The organism is Paenarthrobacter sp. NPDC091711 (assembly GCF_044756605.1).
GTDB lineage: Bacteria > Actinomycetota > Actinomycetes > Actinomycetales > Micrococcaceae > Arthrobacter.
Genome location: NZ_JBIVTF010000001.1, coordinates 84374 through 100146, shown reverse-complemented (window position 1 = coordinate 100146; position 15773 = coordinate 84374). Strand labels below are relative to the sequence as shown.

16 protein-coding genes and 1 pseudogene are annotated in these 15773 nt (G+C 61.0%); 5 read left to right on the top strand and 12 right to left on the bottom strand.

Annotation, left to right across the window (positions count from 1 at the left end; translation table 11 throughout):
- Positions 1-61: 61 nt before the first annotated feature.
- Positions 62-544: a DNA alkylation repair protein gene (locus tag ACIQH5_RS00515; RefSeq protein ID WP_400399353.1), complete on the bottom strand. Its 483-nt coding sequence runs from the start codon at positions 542-544 to the stop codon at positions 62-64.
- Between the two features lie 73 nt (positions 545-617).
- On the opposite strand from ACIQH5_RS00515, the gene ACIQH5_RS00510 reads away from it, so the two are divergent.
- The gene (locus ACIQH5_RS00510) at positions 618-1706 is read left to right on the top strand and encodes a YhcG family protein (protein WP_400399351.1); all 1089 of its coding nucleotides are present in this window, start codon (positions 618-620) and stop codon (positions 1704-1706) included.
- Between the two features lies 1 nt (position 1707).
- On the opposite strand, the gene ACIQH5_RS00505 is transcribed toward ACIQH5_RS00510, so the two are convergent.
- Entirely contained in the window at positions 1708-2700 is a 993-nt protein-coding gene (locus ACIQH5_RS00505; RefSeq protein ID WP_400399349.1) for a dienelactone hydrolase family protein, read from the bottom strand.
- Between the two features lie 145 nt (positions 2701-2845).
- On the opposite strand from ACIQH5_RS00505, the pseudogene ACIQH5_RS00500 reads away from it, so the two are divergent.
- Positions 2846-4359, top strand: a pseudogene (locus ACIQH5_RS00500) (HNH endonuclease).
- A 57-nt stretch (positions 4360-4416) separates the two neighbouring features.
- Here the strand turns inward: ACIQH5_RS00500 and nrdF are convergent.
- The 4 genes from nrdF to nrdH all read right to left on the bottom strand — a co-directional run bounded on the left by nrdF (position 4417) and on the right by nrdH (position 8441).
- Positions 4417-5391 carry a class 1b ribonucleoside-diphosphate reductase subunit beta gene (nrdF, locus tag ACIQH5_RS00495; RefSeq protein ID WP_011775019.1) on the bottom strand — a complete coding sequence of 325 codons (975 nt, stop codon included), beginning with the start codon at positions 5389-5391 and terminating at the stop codon, positions 4417-4419.
- 121 nt (positions 5392-5512) lie between these two features.
- Positions 5513-7654, bottom strand: a complete 2142-nt coding sequence (nrdE, locus tag ACIQH5_RS00490) for a class 1b ribonucleoside-diphosphate reductase subunit alpha (protein WP_337340370.1) — start codon at positions 7652-7654, stop codon at positions 5513-5515.
- A gap of 11 nt (positions 7655-7665) precedes the next feature.
- Entirely contained in the window at positions 7666-8136 is a 471-nt protein-coding gene (nrdI, locus tag ACIQH5_RS00485; RefSeq protein WP_400399347.1) for a class Ib ribonucleoside-diphosphate reductase assembly flavoprotein NrdI, read from the bottom strand.
- A 62-nt stretch (positions 8137-8198) separates the two neighbouring features.
- A complete protein-coding gene (gene nrdH, locus ACIQH5_RS00480) occupies positions 8199-8441 on the bottom strand; it encodes a glutaredoxin-like protein NrdH (protein ID WP_011775022.1) in 243 nt (80 codons plus the stop codon).
- Positions 8442-8837: 396 nt separating this feature from the next.
- On the opposite strand from nrdH, the gene ACIQH5_RS00475 reads away from it, so the two are divergent.
- On the top strand, positions 8838-9803 hold the full coding sequence (locus ACIQH5_RS00475) for a LysR family transcriptional regulator (protein ID WP_062069345.1): 966 nt from the start codon (positions 8838-8840) through the stop codon (positions 9801-9803).
- Positions 9804-9853: 50 nt separating this feature from the next.
- A complete protein-coding gene (locus ACIQH5_RS00470) occupies positions 9854-10360 on the top strand; it encodes a DUF2004 domain-containing protein (RefSeq protein WP_062069343.1) in 507 nt (168 codons plus the stop codon).
- 17 nt (positions 10361-10377) lie between these two features.
- On the opposite strand, the gene ACIQH5_RS00465 is transcribed toward ACIQH5_RS00470, so the two are convergent.
- From ACIQH5_RS00465 to ACIQH5_RS00440, 6 genes are read right to left on the bottom strand one after another with little or no spacing between them, the layout of a single operon-like run.
- Positions 10378-11085 carry a hypothetical protein gene (locus ACIQH5_RS00465; RefSeq protein WP_400399344.1) on the bottom strand — a complete coding sequence of 236 codons (708 nt, stop codon included), beginning with the start codon at positions 11083-11085 and terminating at the stop codon, positions 10378-10380.
- Positions 11082-12098: a VWA domain-containing protein gene (locus ACIQH5_RS00460; protein WP_400399342.1), complete on the bottom strand. Its 1017-nt coding sequence runs from the start codon at positions 12096-12098 to the stop codon at positions 11082-11084. The genes ACIQH5_RS00465 and ACIQH5_RS00460 overlap by 4 nt, the downstream gene beginning before the upstream one ends.
- Positions 12080-13051 carry a VWA domain-containing protein gene (locus ACIQH5_RS00455; protein ID WP_400399340.1) on the bottom strand — a complete coding sequence of 324 codons (972 nt, stop codon included), beginning with the start codon at positions 13049-13051 and terminating at the stop codon, positions 12080-12082. The genes ACIQH5_RS00460 and ACIQH5_RS00455 overlap by 19 nt, the downstream gene beginning before the upstream one ends.
- Positions 13042-13512: a hypothetical protein gene (locus ACIQH5_RS00450; RefSeq protein WP_400399338.1), complete on the bottom strand. Its 471-nt coding sequence runs from the start codon at positions 13510-13512 to the stop codon at positions 13042-13044. The genes ACIQH5_RS00455 and ACIQH5_RS00450 overlap by 10 nt, the downstream gene beginning before the upstream one ends.
- Entirely contained in the window at positions 13502-14431 is a 930-nt protein-coding gene (locus ACIQH5_RS00445; RefSeq protein WP_400399336.1) for a DUF58 domain-containing protein, read from the bottom strand. The genes ACIQH5_RS00450 and ACIQH5_RS00445 overlap by 11 nt, the downstream gene beginning before the upstream one ends.
- 12 nt (positions 14432-14443) lie before the next feature.
- Complete coding sequence (locus ACIQH5_RS00440; protein WP_400399334.1) at positions 14444-15451, bottom strand: AAA family ATPase; 1008 nt, start codon at positions 15449-15451, stop codon at positions 14444-14446.
- Between the two features lie 86 nt (positions 15452-15537).
- On the opposite strand from ACIQH5_RS00440, the gene ACIQH5_RS00435 reads away from it, so the two are divergent.
- Positions 15538-15771, top strand: a complete 234-nt coding sequence (locus ACIQH5_RS00435; protein WP_105692993.1) for a hypothetical protein — start codon at positions 15538-15540, stop codon at positions 15769-15771.
- Positions 15772-15773: the final 2 nt, after the last annotated feature.

The window sequence follows — 15773 nt, the reverse complement described above, 5'->3', positions numbered from 1 at the left end:
CCCAATCCACTGGCATGTGTTGAGGGAAACGCTAGGCGCCTCGCTGGTGCTTATCAAGGGCTTAGGGTGCCACGGCGAGGGCTGCGGCGTGTTGCAGTTCAGGGTCGGGATCACTCGCCCAACGCTCCAAAACCCGATCGGCCCTTTCCCTCGCCAAACCTTCAAGCCGGGCCAGCAGGGGTCCCACCACATCCTTGGCCAGCGGGTCCACCAACTCCCTGGTGCCGGCGTTCCTGATGAACCCCTCGATTCGGGTCAGGTCCGTGTTGACCAGGATGCTCACCTTGGTCTGCAACAGAACCACAGCTGCGAGGCGACGCTCAAAGACCGGCTCTTCCCACAGTTCCGAACTCAGTGCGGTGATGTCGTCGTGGCTGAGGTTCTTATACCGCTTGAGCGTATCCCTCACGGTTCCCCTTATGGCGCCCACGGACGCGCCGTAGACCTTCAGGCGGCCACCCAGACGTTCATTGAGCTCTTCAGCTCTCTCCCACGTGGACTCCATCTGCAGCGTGTAGTCCACGAATTCACCGGCATCACTCACCTCACTATTTTGTCAGTGCCTCCTCGTAGTTTGTTGCCAACAGTTGATGCCAACAGCAACCGACAGGAGCCACATGCCCTCCCAAGAGCTCGCGACCGAAGCCTCGTTTCCGGGTGTCCCGGCTGCTTCATCCATGCCCGACTGGTACCCCACCCTGCTCCATACTGTTGCGCAGGAAATCCGTGGAGGCAGGACACGAGCGCAGGCAGCCGCCAACGCTGAGCTTTTGAATTCGTACTGGAGCATTGGTCGGCAACTCGCCGAGCGCGAATCCGAACAAGGCTGGGGCGCCAAAGTGGTCACACGGTTGTCTGCGGACATCCGGTCCCGTTTCCCCGAAGCGAAGGGCTTCTCCCCCAGGAACCTGCGGTATATGAAGAGCTTCGCGCAGGCGTGGCCCGACTTCCCAATGTTGCAAGCGCCGCTTGCAACATTGCCCTGGTATCACCAGATTGCACTCTTGGAAAAGCTCGACGACGCCGCCACACGGCTTTGGTACGCGGCGGCCGCTGCCCAGCACGGATGGTCCCGCAACGTGCTCACACACCAAATCGCAACCCGCTTGCACGAGCGCTCAGGACAGGCGATCACCAACTTCAAGTCCACCATGGTGCCTGCGGACTCGGACATGGCTCAGCAAGCCACCAAAGATCCCTACGTCTTTGATTTCCTGGCAATGAGTGAGCGCCACACCGAACGGGACCTGGAGCTGCAATTGGTGAAACATGTGGAGAAGTTCTTACTGGAGCTGGGGCAGGGTTTCGCGTTTGTTGGCGAGCAGGTCCGGCTGGAGATTGCTGGCGACGAGTTCTTCGCAGACCTGCTGTTCTACCACCTGAAACTGCGCTGCTACATGGTGATCGAACTCAAGGCCGTGAAGTTCGAACCTGGATTCCTTGGTCAGCTGGGTATGTACATGGCGGCCGTGGATGACCTCATGGCGCATCCGGAGGACAAGCCAACCATCGGTTTGTTGTTGTGCAAAGAAAAGAACAGCGTGGTGGCGGAGTATGCCCTGCGTGGGTTCAACGCTCCCGTGGGCATCGCCGAGTGGCGGACCTCCCTCGCGGATTCCCTGCCGGATGAATTGGTGGCCAGCCTTCCGAGTATCCAGACTTTGGAAGCGGAGTTGGCATCCGAAGCTGCGCGGTTGCAGGGGTAAGTCAGACGTTGTCCTTAAACCACGCCAGAGTGTCATTCCATGCTGCTGTGGCCTGCGCCTCGACGTAGCGTTCGCCGGTGTCGTTGTGGAACGCGTGGTCAACGCCCGGGTACACCTTGAGTTCATGCTTGACCGGTGTCCCGTCCAAGGCCTGCTGGAGTTGGGGCATCGCGCCGGTGATGCGTGCGTCGTTCTCGGCATAGACACCGAACACGGCCGGCTTGATGGTGGGCACCTTGGCCAGATCCGGCGCGGGACCGTAGAAAGCCGACGTCGCTTTGAGGGCGGGGATGTCTGTGGATGCCTGCCACGTGATGCCGCCTCCGAAGCAGAATCCAATCATGGCGATGCGGCCCTCTTCGACGAAGTCCTGGCCGTTGAGGAACTCGAAAGCGGCTTTGAAGTCGTTTACGTGTCGCTGTGCGCCTGCCTGAGTAAGTGCACCCGGGACGGCATCAGGGTCCATGTTCGACGTGCCGCCCTCCCTGCTGAGGAGGTCCAGTGCCAACGCCGCGTAGCCTTCTTTGGCGAAGCGCCGGGCAACGTCCTGGATGTGTGGTGTGAGGCCTCTGTTCTCATGGCAGATCAGGACCGCGGGTCCCTTCTGAGTTCCCTCCGGCCGGGCAAGGTAGCCGCTGATCTCAGTCCCGCCCGAGGTGAACGTCACCGTGGCAGTTACCAGTCCGGCAGCACCCTCCGGAACAGACAACGGGCTCTTCGCATTGGGAACTGCAGTTGTGGCGTTCCCAGGTGACGCCGCAGTTCCCTGCGAGGCCGCGGAAGACGTGGGCGACGGCGTGGGCATCGGGTCCGTGGTTCGGGGAACCTCTTGCGGCGTACAGCCCACCAACGTCATGGCCGCCGCAGCCGCCGTCATGCTGCCCATGATGAACGCCACCCGCCTGGTGAAGGTCTTGTGCGACATCTCCCCTGACCGGTAGTCATCGTAGAACTCCTCGATCAAGTACTTTTCGAACTTCTCAAGCTGCACCATGGCGAACCTCCCGACGATGTGGAATATCCTCCCCTGATGTGAAGACGCGGACAAGGGTGGGATGGTTCAGAACGAGATCTGCCGCACCTCCCCGGGCGAGAGCGAAGTCTCTAATAATGTCAGTGCCCCCTGCCAGAGTTATGACATGAAGCAGATTCGGGAAACGCAAGCGAAGGCAGCGGTGTCCGCTGCGCATCTTCCTGCCATCTCCCGAGGAATTGCACTGCCGGGCACCGTTAGTGGTGATTTGATTGAGCAGTTGCGGGTGTTGGAGGAGATGAAGTCGGCTATCACGGCGTTGCAGGCGCGGGTTGCTGTGGCTTTTGATCTTGCACAGCGTGCTGAGCAGGCCGAGGCCGGTGTTCCTGTGTCCGAGCGTGGCCAGGGGGTGGGTGCTCAGGTGGCGTTGGCTCGTCGCGAATCCCCGAACCGTGGGTCCAGGTTGCTTGGCTTGGCGAAGGCGCTTGTGGTGGAGATGCCCCACACGTTGGCTGCGTTGCAGTCCGGACTCTTGAATGAGTGGCGCGCCACCCTTCTTGTGAAGGAGACGGCCTTGTGAAGGAGACGGCGTGTCTCTCTGTTGAGGACCGGACTGCGGTGGACGAGGAGTTGGCTTCTGATACCGGGACGTTTGATGGGAAGGGCGATAAGGCGATTGTTGCGGCGGTGAAGGCTGCTGCGTATCGTCGTGATCCGCGCTCGGTGGCGCGTCGTGTCAGTCGCGCGGCTTCTGAGCGGACCGTGAGCCTGCGACCGGCACCGGACACCATGACCTACCTGACCGCACTGTTGCCGGTGGCTCAGGGTGTGGCTGTCTATGCTGCGTTGACCCGGGCCGCTGACTCGGCCCGTTCCAGCGGCGACGCCGGTTCGGGTGGTGCTTCCGGTTCAGGTAGCGCTGTCCCGACTCGCGGCCAGGTCATGGCCGACACGTTGGTCGAACGCATCACCGGCACCTCGGGCGGGTATGCGGGCATCAACCTGGACCTGGTCATGACCGACCGGACCCTGTTTCAGGGAGACAGCGAACCGGCCCGGCTGAAGGGATACGGAATCGTCCCGGCCGAATGGGGAAGGGAACTCCTGGGGTTGGGGCAAGCCGCAAACTCAAGGCCGCCAGCGAACTCCGAACAGGCGAACTCCGGACCAGCGAACTCCGGACCAGCGAACTCCGGGCGGGCAAACCCCGGACTGGCCACCTCTGGGCGGGCGAACACCGGCTCAGGGCCAGCGAACCCCAGTCACCTACAGACAGCACAGGAGCTCACCGTCTGGCTGCGACGGCTCTATACAGCACCGGGCACAGGTGAACTCCTCGCCACGGATTCCAAGGCCCGGCTCTTTACCGGCCGGCTCAGGCGATTCATCGAAACCCGGGACGACACCTGCCGCACCCCGTACTGCGACGCGCCCATCCGCCATATCGACCACGTAATCCCATGGCAGTCCGGCGGAAAAACGAACCTCACCAACGGCGCAGGACTATGCGAAGCCTGCAACCACACCAAAGAACACCCCGGCTGGACCACCACAACGCTCCATGGGGGCACCCACGGGGGCGCATACGGCGTGCACACCCTGGAAATCACCACCCCCACAGGGCACACTTACCAATCCAAAGCCCCACCCCTGCCAGGACACGAGCCCGCCAGAACGTGATCAGACATAAAAAGGCGGGCAGCGATTACTCGCTGCCCGCCTTTCATAAAGAGGTGCTTAGAACTCCCAGTCCTCATCCTCCGTGTTGACAGCTTTGCCAATCACGTAGGAGGAGCCCGAGCCGGAGAAGAAGTCGTGGTTCTCGTCGGCGTTCGGGGACAGGGCCGACAGGATGGCCGGGTTCACGTCGGTGACGGAAGCCGGGAACATGGCCTCGTAGCCGAGGTTCATGAGGGCCTTGTTGGCGTTGTAGTGCAGGAACTTCTTGACGTCCTCGGCCAGGCCGACTCCGTCGTAGAGGTCGTGCGTGTACTGGACTTCGTTTTCGTACAGCTCGAAGAGCAGCTCGAACGTGTAGTCCTTGATTTCCTGCTTGCGGGCTTCGGAAACCTTCTCCAGGCCCTTCTGGAACTTGTAGCCAATGTAGTAACCGTGCACGGCCTCGTCGCGGATGATGAGGCGGATGAGGTCGGCCGTGTTCGTGAGCTTGGCCCGTGAGGACCAGTACATGGGCAGGTAGAAGCCCGAGTAGAACAAGAAGCTCTCCAGCAGAGTGGAGGCCACCTTGCGCTTCAGGGGATCGTCGCCCTGGTAGTAATCCATGACGATCTGCGCCTTCTTCTGCAGGTTCTCGTTTTCGAGCGACCAGCGGAAAGCGTCGTCAATCTCCTTGGTGGAGCACAGGGTGGAGAAGATGGACGAGTAGGACTTGGCGTGCACAGACTCCATGAAGGCGATGTTGGTGTACACGGCTTCTTCGTGCGGGGTGATCGCATCCGGGATCAGCGAGACTGCGCCAACAGTGCCCTGGATGGTGTCCAGCAGGGTGAGGCCAGTGAAAACGCGCATGGTGAGCTGCTGCTCATCCGGCGTCAGTGTGTGCCACGACTGGACGTCATTGGACAGCGGCACCTTCTCAGGGAGCCAGAAGTTGTTGACAAGGCGGTTCCAGACTTCCACGTCCTTGTCGTCCTGGATCTTGTTCCAGTTGATGGCCTCGACGTGTGTCAGCAGCTTGACCTTTTCGGTCATTTCATCCCCTTTAAGCGATGGTTTCTTGAGGTAAGCCTACGACGGCGGGTGGTAACCCGCCGTCGTGCTCTTTAGTTTTGAGGGTAGCCGCGGCCACCATTAATCAACCTTTAAAGGTTGATCACAACATGCAGCTAACGCAGCCTTCCACCTCAGTGCCCTCCAGCGCGAGCTGGCGGAGACGGATGTAGTAGAGGGTCTTGATGCCCTTGCGCCATGCGTAGATCTGCGCCTTGTTGATATCGCGCGTGGTGGCAGTGTCCTTGAAGAAAAGCGTCAGGGACAGGCCCTGGTCCACGTGCTGCGTGGCAGCGGCGTAGGTGTCAATGATCTTCTCGTAGCCGATTTCGTAGGCATCCTGGTAGTACTCCAGGTTGTCGTTGGTCAGGTACGGCGCCGGGTAGTAGACGCGGCCGATCTTGCCTTCCTTGCGGATTTCGATCTTGGCGGCCACCGGGTGGATGGAGGACGTGGAGTTGTTGATGTAGCTGATGGAACCCGTCGGCGGTACGGCCTGCAGGTTCTGGTTGTAGATACCGTGCTCCATGACGGAAGCCTTCAGCTCGCGCCAGTCATCCTGGGTAGGGATGTGGTGCCCGGCGAAGAGTTCGCTGACGCGCTCCGTTGCCGGGACCCATTCCTGCTCGGTGTACTTGTCGAAGAACTCACCGGATGCGTACGTGGACTTCTCGAAGCCGCCGAACTTCTGGCCGGTCTCTATGGCAAGACGGTTCGAGGCGCGCAGTGCGTGGAACAGCACCGTGTAGAAGTAAATGTTGGTGAAGTCCAGGCCCTCTTCGGAACCGTAGTGGACGTGCTCGCGGGCAAGGTAGCCGTGGAGGTTCATCTGGCCAAGGCCGATTGCGTGGCTCTGGGCGTTGCCCTGGGCGATGGACGGCACCGAGTTGATGTACGACATGTCGGACACAGCGCTGAGGGCGCGGATGGACGTCTCGATGGAGCGGCCAAAGTCCGGCGAGTCCATGGTCTTGGCGATGTTCATGGAACCGAGGTTGCAGGAAATGTCCTTACCCACGGTCTCGTAGCTGAGGTCCTCAGCGTAAATGGACGGCGAGGAAACCTGCAGGATCTCCGAGCACAGGTTGCTCATGGTGATCTTGCCGTCAATCGGGTTGGCCCGGTTCACTGTGTCCTCGAACATGATGTACGGGTAGCCGGACTCGAACTGGATCTCCGCGAGGGTCTGGAAGAACTCGCGGGCGCTGATCTTGGTCTTCTTGATCCGGGAATCGTCAACCATCTCGTAGTACTTCTCGGTCACCGAAATATCGGAGAACGGAACACCGTAGACCTTCTCCACGTCGTACGGGGAGAAGAGGTACATGTCCTCGTTCTTCTTGGCGAGCTCGAAGGTGATGTCCGGAACCACAACGCCCAAGGAGAGCGTCTTGATGCGGATCTTCTCGTCAGCGTTCTCGCGCTTGGTGTCCAGGAAGCGGTGGATGTCCGGGTGGTGGGCGTGCAGGTACACCGCACCAGCACCCTGGCGGGCACCGAGCTGGTTGGCGTAGGAGAAGCTGTCTTCGAGGAGCTTCATCACGGGGATGACGCCGGAGGACTGGTTTTCGATCTGCTTGATCGGTGCGCCGTGCTCGCGGATGTTGGTGAGTGAAAGCGCTACACCGCCGCCACGCTTGGAGAGCTGGAGCGCGGAGTTGATGGCGCGGGCGATCGACTCCATGTTGTCTTCGATGCGGAGCAGGAAGCAGGAGACGAGCTCGCCGCGCTGTGCCTTGCCGGCGTTGAGGAACGTGGGAGTAGCCGGCTGGAAACGGCCGTCAATGATCTCGTCAACGAGGCGGTTGGCCAGGTCTTCGTCGCCGCGTGCCAGGTGCAGTGCAACCATGCAGACGCGGTCTTCGTAGCGCTCCAGGAAACGCTTGCCGTCAAAAGTCTTCAGCGTGTAGGACGTATAGAACTTGAAGGCGCCGAGGAAGGTCTCGAAGCGGAACTTCTTCTTGTACGCGCGGTTGAAGAGGTCACGGATGAAGTTCATCGTGTACTGGTCAAGGGTTTCGCGCTCGTAGTACTGGTTCTTCACCAGGTAATCGAGCTTCTCTTCCAGGTCGTGGAAGAACACCGTGTTGTTGTTCACGTGCTGCAGGAAGTACTGGTGCGCAGCTTCACGGTCAGCTTCGAACTGGATCTCGCCGTTAGGGCCATACAGGTTCAGCATGGCGTTGAGCTCGTGATAACCCAAGCCCTTGAAAGCCTCAGGCAGCGGCTTCTTAACCGTGTCCACAGCGCCCCCGGTTACTTCTGTTTCTGCGACAGTTGTGTCCAAAACTTTTCCAGCCCTTCGTTGACCCGCTGAACGTCTTCCGGCGTTCCCATGAGTTCAAATTTGTAAAGATGCGGCACGCTGCACTTGACGGAGATGATGTCCCCTGCCGCGCAATAGTTGTCCGCGAAATTAGTGTTTCCTGCTCCAATAACACCGCGGATCAGTTCCCTGTTCCTGGGATCGTTAAGAAATCTGATGACCTGCTTCGGCACGGAACCTTCACCGTTCGTTCCGCCATAAGTGGGCAGTACAAGGACGAAGGGTTCGAGTGCCCGAAGCGGGGCATCCTGGGCATAGAGCGGGATGCGTGCTGCATCCGTACCCAACTTCTGGACGAATCGTTTGGTGTTCTCGGAGGTGGAGGAAAAGTAGATGAGGTGACTCCTCGTGGTCACAGCTTCCGCAGCATCGCGTACGGGTGCCGCTGCCAGCGGTGCCATGGGAGTCACCTCTACTACATAGGAATTCTTAGAGTGCTGTGGTGGCGAAGTCTGAATGAAACTTAGGCCACGGAGGAAACGGCCTGGGCCAGTTCCTCGATTTTGTCCGGGCGGAAACCAGACCAGTGGTCCTGCTCGGTTACGACAACCGGTGCCTGCATGTAGCCCAGTGCCTTGAGGCGCTCGAGGGCCTCGGCGTCCTGGGAGATGTCCACACTCTGGTAGGCAATGCCCTTCTTGTCGAGTGCGCGGTAGGTTGCGTTGCACTGAACACAGGCCGGCTTCGTGTAAACCGTTACGGTCATGATCCCTGTCCCCTAAGTTGAAGTCTGATTCTCTTCGTATCTGGCGGGCTCAACCGGAACTAAGTACTGAATCCGATACCGGCCCGCGGGCTGCCGTGACAGCCAACACGCTCTGATTTTGTCTTGTGCTGGTTTCCCGCTCAATCCGTAAATCGATACTACATGTAGTGCAAGCGCCGAACTGGAACCCCAAGATGATGTATTACAAGTATGTCATTCAATCCACTGCTCGTCCACAGGCAAGGGTCCTCAAAATGTCCGTGATTCCGGCAAATTGAGAGATGTCATCCACACCCTGTGGACTACTTAGCCACATTTAATCTTCAGCGTGTCGCCGGGATACGGCGTGTCGTGACACTTTGAAAATGTGGCGTGGCGAACAGCTAAAATCGGCTGATGGTCAACCTTCTCCATCTCCGCACCTTGATGGAGGTCACCCGGCTGGGTTCCTTCGCAGCCGCTGCCGCCCAACTCGGCTACACAGCTTCGGCAGTCTCCCAACAGATGGCCGCGCTGGAACGCGATACCGGCGTCGAGCTCTTCCAGCGGTCAGCCCGCAGCGTTGTGCCAACGGAGGCCGCAGTGACCATGACCCGGCACGCGTCCAAGGTGTTGACCGACGTCGAGGCTCTCATGGCAGCAGCCTCAAGGACCAACGACTCCCCCGCCCAGGAGCTGAGGCTGGGTATTTTCCCCAGCCTGGCCACCTACGTGCTGCCGGACATTATCCGGAATGAACGATGGAATGGCCTGGGTATTGAGCTGAAAGTGTCCGTAGCCGAACCCGCCCAAACCATTCAGGGCCTGCGAAGCGGCGGCGAACTGGATGTGGCGCTGGTCTATCAGGTTGGCCAGTCCGGCCTGGCGTGGCCGCATTCGTTGGAACGCCAGTGGATTGGCGACGACGACTTCCGGGTGGTGCTGCCTGCGTCCTGGAAAATCCGGGAGGACGCCGAGATCGAGGCCGCACATCTGTCCGACATGCCGTGGATCATCCACCACCCCGGCACCAGCGATGCCCTGGTGATAGAACGCCTCTTCGCCAGCTGCAACCTCCACCCCCGCGTGGTGGCCTACAGCGACGACTTCCATGCGAGTTTGGAAATGACCGCCGCCGGTCTCGGTGCCTCGCTGGTACCGGAATTGGCGCTGCGGAACCGGCCACCCGGCGTCGTGGTCCTCGACGTCCCGGACATCCGGCTGGCGCGGAACGTGTTCGCCCTGCTGATCAACGAAAAACGGACAGCCCAAGTGCAGTTGTTCACACAGCTGCTTGCAGACACCCTCAGGGACACGTCGGGAAAGAGCGGCCTTCACCCCCTGAAATCCGCTCCTGTCAAGGGCCGCAACCTCCCGAGGTGAATTGGCGCGAAGTGCTGGAACCCGCCCGTTGATGGGGTTAGATTGATCACATGGGCAAGGTAGCGAGCAAACATTTTGGGGAGATCGAGCTCAACCACGGGCGTGAACATTGCTTCGTCGCGAGACACGAACTTGGCGGCAACCAGCTTGAGTTGGACCTCAATGTCACTGCGCACGACCACTTCGATGAGGCGGCCATGCGCAAGGTGGACTACAGGTTGCGCTTCCTGCCCGAACTCGTGGACCAAGTCAGGGAAATGATCGCCGACGAACTGGATCAGGACGGCACCAACCCCCAACAATTCCTCCATTTTCACTGTTCGCAGCTCAAGGAAGAGCAGCTCGAATCCGTCTTCGGTGTCACCGACAAAGGCCAGCTCACCAACGACGTCTTCCTCAAAGCACTCAAACTCGGCCACGTGGCCATCTATCCCGGCCAGCCGGAACGGTACTTCGTACTGGACTTCACCCTCGGCTCACACTTCACGGACGAACTGTTAGTGGCTGCAGCTGACGAGGACGGCGTGGTGGACGACGAAATTCTCTGGGAGTCCTAACTACTTCGTGTAACAACTCACCACGGACGGTCCACCCCCGGGGCTTTGTCCGGCCCCCGCAGGTACTCGCCCCGCTCCTGACCCTCAGAACGCTCAAGCTGTGCTTGCCGCCCGCTTTCTTCAAGCTGCTGGAGTTGCTCCTGGTTCGGGGGCGGCTGCGTGGCCTGCCCGGACGTGGATGGATCCTTGCCTGGCGACTCACCCGCGGAAATTTTGCCGTTGAGACGTTCCTGGGCCGCGTCGAGACTCTCTCCCTCTCCCGCTGCATTTGCCGGTCCCTCCGCATGGCATTGCGGCGGCGCATTTTCAGCTGCGGTCTTGGCTTCCGTGAACAAGCGAGCCGCAGCGTCCGGATCCCCGGCCGCATCCCCCAGCTTCTCGATGCTCAACACAAGATTGACACGCACCCTGCACTCATCAATGCCGGCCCCCACCTCCAACGCAGACTCAAAGTCTTTTCGCGCACCGGCAAAGTCGCCCGCCAGAACATGGGCATCCCCGGAGACGAAAAGTCCCTTGTGGGGCTCCAGCAAGTTCGCCACCTGCAACCACGACGCCGCAGTGGCCACTCCCTCATGCTCTCCAGCGTCAAAAGACTCTGCAGCGGAGGCGCCTAGCACACCAACGCTCAGGAGCTTCGCGGCAACTGCGAGCGCCAGCAGCGCAGGTGGTGCTGAGTAGAGCGCCAGCCGGCGTCGGCGCCGTCGTGCGTTGTCGTCGTTCATGGGGTGGGCTCCTTCCGCACTGCAGGCCGAAGCGATTGGAGGGCGGTGAAGTGCCGTAAAGGTTCGTTGATCGCCAGAAGGAAAGCGGCCATGGCGAGCAGCCAGTAGAGTTCCACGCGGCCCGGGCCGTTGTGGGTGATCGCGGTGATGGCTCCGGGGCGGGCTTGGCTCAACATATCCGAGGTTGGCTCGGTGCCTGTCCTGTGGGCGTAGGGGACGTGGAGCTGGTCTGCGATGGTCCGCAACTGCCCTTCGTCGATCCGTGAGACGGCATCCTGCGGGGTGTCGGAGGTTTTGTCCCTGACGTATCCGGCGTCGGCGTTGGAGGTTTCCTTCATCCGGCCACCCTGCCCGGTTCCGTACCCGAGCACCGCTCCCCCGGCCACGTTGCCGGCGTCCATGGGCGCCGGCGCTTCTGCGCTGGTGTTCTCACCGTCGCCGGCGTAAAAGACCAGTGCAGGGCGTCCTGGGTGTTGCTGCTTGGCTGTCTGGAGCCTTTCTTTCAGGAGTTGCGCCGCGCCGGTCACGCTGCTTCCTTTGGCGTACCTGCTGTTTTGGGGTTGCAGGGTGGCCATGGCCGTTTGCAGTGCTGTTGCGTCCTGTGTGAGTGGTACGCGTACGGTGGCTTTGTTGTCGAAGGTGATGAGCGAGAATTTGGCTCCGGCGAGTTCCTTGGCGATGGCCATGACGTCTTGTTGAACTCCTGAAAGCCGGGTGCTGGTTCCTTTGTAGTCTTCTGCGGCCATGCTGGTGCTGGTGTCCACCACGAAGAAGACGTCCAGGTCTGCGGTGCCGGTTTGGGCTTGGCCTCCGGCCCAACCGGGACGCAGGGCTGCAAGGAGCAGGAGGATCACGGCGGCACTGCGCAGGGCTGAGGGTATCCAGGGTTGTTGCGGCCGGCTTTGCTTGCGACGCACCAGGGTCCAGGCCGTGAAGCCCAACAGGGCCGCGCAGGCTAGAGCCAGGAGGGGCCATGGGACAAGAGGGGCGAAGGTCATGGTTCCAACCGCCATCCGAGCAGGAGCATCCCCGTACCGGCAAACACAGCAATACCCAGGGGCCATGCAGGAGCATCGTCGAGCACTACCCTGGGCGCCGCAAGGTAGCTGGTGGCTTCGGCCTCCTGCACTTTCTGGACAATGCCCTGAACTGCGTCCGGGCTATCAAGTGTGAAGTAAGTGCCGCCGGTTCGTTGGGCTGCCGCCTCGAGCTGGGCACCTGGCTGATCGGGTTGCCCGCCATAGTCCATGTCGCCGGGGTTGAGCGCGTGCACTTTCACCTTCTTCTCGGCGGCCAGGGCCGAGGCTTCTTCCAGGGTGAAGATCGGTTCCCCGGAAAGGAAGTTGTCCGTGGCCAGGACCACGGATCGCGAGCGCTCCCCTGCGTCGGTGCCAGGGAAGCTTTGTACGCAGCTTGCCAGTCCGTCGCCTATGAGCGAGGACCCTTCCCCGTTCCACGTGCCGTCAAAGAAGGACCCTGCGCCGCTGTCCAAGGCTTCTTTGGCTTGGGTGAGTTGTTCGGCTGCGTACTGGTAGTCGTCGGTGAGCGGGAAGAGTTGCACGCTGCTGCTGTCGAAGATGACCATGCCGATTCTCTCGCCATCGAATTCCTTGGCCAGGTCTTCGAATACCGCTGCGATGGCGGCATCTGTACTGGTCATGGACCCGGACACGTCCAGGCAGAGAACAATGTCCCTGTTCCTGATTTCCGGTTGCTCCGTTGATCGGTGGATGGGTCTTGCAGCTGCCGTGGCGGTGGCGGCGAGGAACACGGCGCCCAACACCACGGCAAGCGCCAAGCGGGTGCGGTGCCGGCGAAGGGCGCGTTGGTATTCAGGGAGGTCGGTGAGCCGCTCACCGTGGGCAATGGGTCGGGTCTTTGGGGTACGACGACGGCGGTACAGCCAGGCGGTGACTGTCACCGCTGCTGCGGCCAAGGGAAGGATCCACCAGTAGCTCAGTTCCATGCCAGCACCACCTGACGTGCGGCTTCTGCGGATTGCCTGACGGAATCGACCGGTTGGGGTGCGAATTCGTTGGGGTAAATGCCCGCTATTCCTGTGGCCAGTTGTTTGAGGTCGTGGCGGTGGAGGTCTTCGAGGGTCATGGAGGTCAAGGGCAGGCCCGTGGCGGCTCCGGCGAACTCCCGCACGAGGAAACTGAGTCTCTGGTGGGCGTCGCGCTGTGGCAAGCGGCCGGCGTCGGAGTCTGCTGCTGTGGCGTCGATTGCCGTCAGGCATGCGGCTCGTAGCGTGTCCAAGTTAGGTACTTGGCGGACCGGCGCAGCTTGGCGGACGGGCGCCTTCTTGCGGGTCGACAGGAGGATCCAGGCGTACCAGGACCCGATGAGGAGCACGAGCAAGATTCCGAGCCACAACCATTGCGGTTGATATTGCAGGGGCGAATAGAAGCCCGCTTCATCCTGCACGGTTGCCGCCCTTGGGAGAGGTCTTGGCAGTGAAGGCCCGGGAGCGGTGTTTTTCCAGCAGAGCGAACACTGAAGTCAGGACCTCTTCGCTGCCGGTTGTCTGCTCCTCGGCAATTCCCAGGCGGTGGAACACGTCCCGCCGCCGCTGTTCGCGTTCCAGGGTTGCTGCAGCGTAGGCGGCACCTACCTTGGCGTCCACGGCCAAGGACAGGGGAATTCCTTGCCCTGTGCCCACATCAGTGCTTTCCTGCATCCGGTTCCCTGCCACGGCAGCGAGTTCGGCGTCGCGGACTGTCAGCCACAGCACCTCGTGCCGGCCGCGCAGTCTTCGCATGAGGTTCTCGGTGCGGGCGTCCGGCAGGAATTCATCCGCCACGGCGACGATGAGTAAACGCCCTTTCAGATACCGCAACACGTAGTCCAGTTGCTCGGCGATGCCACTGGCTGGACCGTCCAAGGAAGCGCTCGCATCCACTGCTCGGAGAAGCCGTTCCAGGTGCTCTTCGCCACTGCGGGGCGGGAAATAGGTGGACGCCGTGGCGTTCCCGTGGAGGAGACCTACGTCGTCACCATGCCGGGACGCCAGGTAACCCAGTACGCCGGCAGCTTGCACGGCGATGTCTTTCTTGGGTTCCCCGGACAAGGCTTGTGCGGCCATGTTCCTGCCGGTGTCCACCAGGAGAAGGACTGTGTGTCGACGAACCGCCACATAACGCTTAACCAGGGGCGATCCGTGCCGTGCCGTGGCTTTCCAATCGATATCACGGACCTCGTCGCCAGGGACGTACGCCCGGAGTTCATCGAAGTCCAAGCTGCGGCCTTTGAACACCGAACCATACTCGCCGTCGAGAAGGGTCAGTGTCCTGCGGTGGGCGAAGATGAACATCTTCGACTTGACGCGTCGGAGGAGGCTGGGCACGCGCCGGCCCCGCTACGGCGTCTGCACGGATGCCAACACGGCATCGATGACGGTCTCCACGGAAATCTCCTCAACGACGGCATCGAATCCTAGAATGATCCGGTGACGCAGGATCCTATGTGCAAGGTTCTTGACGTCCTCAGGAATGACGTGGTCACGCCCCTTCAGCAGTGCCATGGCGCGGGCCGCCTGGCTGAAGGCGATGCTGGCCCGCGGGCTGGCCCCGAACTCCACAACGTTGGCCAGCCGTGGCTCCAAATACTGTGAAGCGTTACGGGTCACGTAGGCGAGCCCCACGATGTACCGAACGATTGCCGGATCAATATAGACCCGCCGTACCAGCTCCTGGACTTGGATCACAGCGTCAAGGGACGCCGCGGCCGGTGGCTTCTGCTCTGCACTGAAGACGCCGGCGTCAATCCGCCGGATAACCTCCGCTTCCTCCGCAGGGCTCGGATAGTCCAGGACGTCCTTGAGCATGAAACGGTCCATCTGGGCTTCGGGAAGACGATACGTCCCTTCCTGCTCGATGGGGTTTTGAGTAGCAAGCACCAGGAAGGGCTGCGGCAAAGGATAGGACTCGCCCCCTATGGACGTCTGCCGCTCCTGCATCGCTTCGAGCATGGCACTCTGCGTCTTGGCACTGGATCGGTTGATCTCATCCAACAGCACAATGTTGGCGTGAACCGGTCCCAGTTGCGTGACGAACGTACCCTTGGCGGCGTCGAAAATCTGTGTGCCGGCGATGTCGCTGGGCAACAGGTCCGGCGTGCACTGTATCCGGCGGAACTCTGCACTCACCGACTCCGCGATCGCTTGGGCCGCTGTGGTCTTGGCCAGGCCGGGGACACTTTCCAGCAGGACATGCCCGCCGGTCAGCAGACCGATGACCAACGTCTCCCGCAGCCTGGCCTGACCCACCACTTTGTTTTCGAAGCTGCGGACGATGCTGCCGACGAGTTGCTGGGCACGGGCCATGTCCGGTGCATCGATTCCCGCCATGGCTGTGATCTGTTGCACTCGTGGTCCCCTCGCTGGCATTGATGTGAAACGGCCACTCTATCCAAGCCTTCCTTGGTGCGGCACCGCAATGGGTACCCCTCCCCATGTGGACTTCAGAGGTCTATCCTTTTGCCATGCATCAGCTACCAGCCGCCTATCAGAAGTACCTCGCCTCCCAGGACCAGCACGTCATCGACGCCGTACGGCCGGTCCTGCTCCAGTCTGCAGCAGACCAACGGCACGGCGTACGCATCACCTTCAACAGGGGCCCTACCGGACACCAGGCCCACCTGGACGAGACCGTACCCTACGGCGAGATCATCGAGGACATCGACTGACG

What these genes read in the sequence shown, in the direction of transcription:
- ACIQH5_RS00455 (WP_400399340.1), bottom strand. Translation starts at nt 13,051, where the DNA reads ATGGAACTGAGCTACTGGTGGATCCTTCCCTTGGCCGCAGCAGCGGTG.
- ACIQH5_RS00510 (WP_400399351.1), top strand. Translation starts at nt 618, where the DNA reads ATGCCCTCCCAAGAGCTCGCGACCGAAGCCTCGTTTCCGGGTGTCCCG.
- ACIQH5_RS00470 (WP_062069343.1), top strand. Translation starts at nt 9,854, where the DNA reads ATGGGCAAGGTAGCGAGCAAACATTTTGGGGAGATCGAGCTCAACCAC.
- ACIQH5_RS00460 (WP_400399342.1), bottom strand. Translation starts at nt 12,098, where the DNA reads ATGGCGGTTGGAACCATGACCTTCGCCCCTCTTGTCCCATGGCCCCTC.
- ACIQH5_RS00475 (WP_062069345.1), top strand. Translation starts at nt 8,838, where the DNA reads ATGGTCAACCTTCTCCATCTCCGCACCTTGATGGAGGTCACCCGGCTG.
- nrdI (WP_400399347.1), bottom strand. Translation starts at nt 8,136, where the DNA reads ATGGCACCGCTGGCAGCGGCACCCGTACGCGATGCTGCGGAAGCTGTG.
- ACIQH5_RS00435 (WP_105692993.1), top strand. Translation starts at nt 15,538, where the DNA reads ATGTGGACTTCAGAGGTCTATCCTTTTGCCATGCATCAGCTACCAGCC.
- nrdF (WP_011775019.1), bottom strand. Translation starts at nt 5,391, where the DNA reads ATGACCGAAAAGGTCAAGCTGCTGACACACGTCGAGGCCATCAACTGG.
- ACIQH5_RS00505 (WP_400399349.1), bottom strand. Translation starts at nt 2,700, where the DNA reads ATGGTGCAGCTTGAGAAGTTCGAAAAGTACTTGATCGAGGAGTTCTAC.
- ACIQH5_RS00465 (WP_400399344.1), bottom strand. Translation starts at nt 11,085, where the DNA reads ATGAACGACGACAACGCACGACGGCGCCGACGCCGGCTGGCGCTCTAC.
- nrdH (WP_011775022.1), bottom strand. Translation starts at nt 8,441, where the DNA reads ATGACCGTAACGGTTTACACGAAGCCGGCCTGTGTTCAGTGCAACGCA.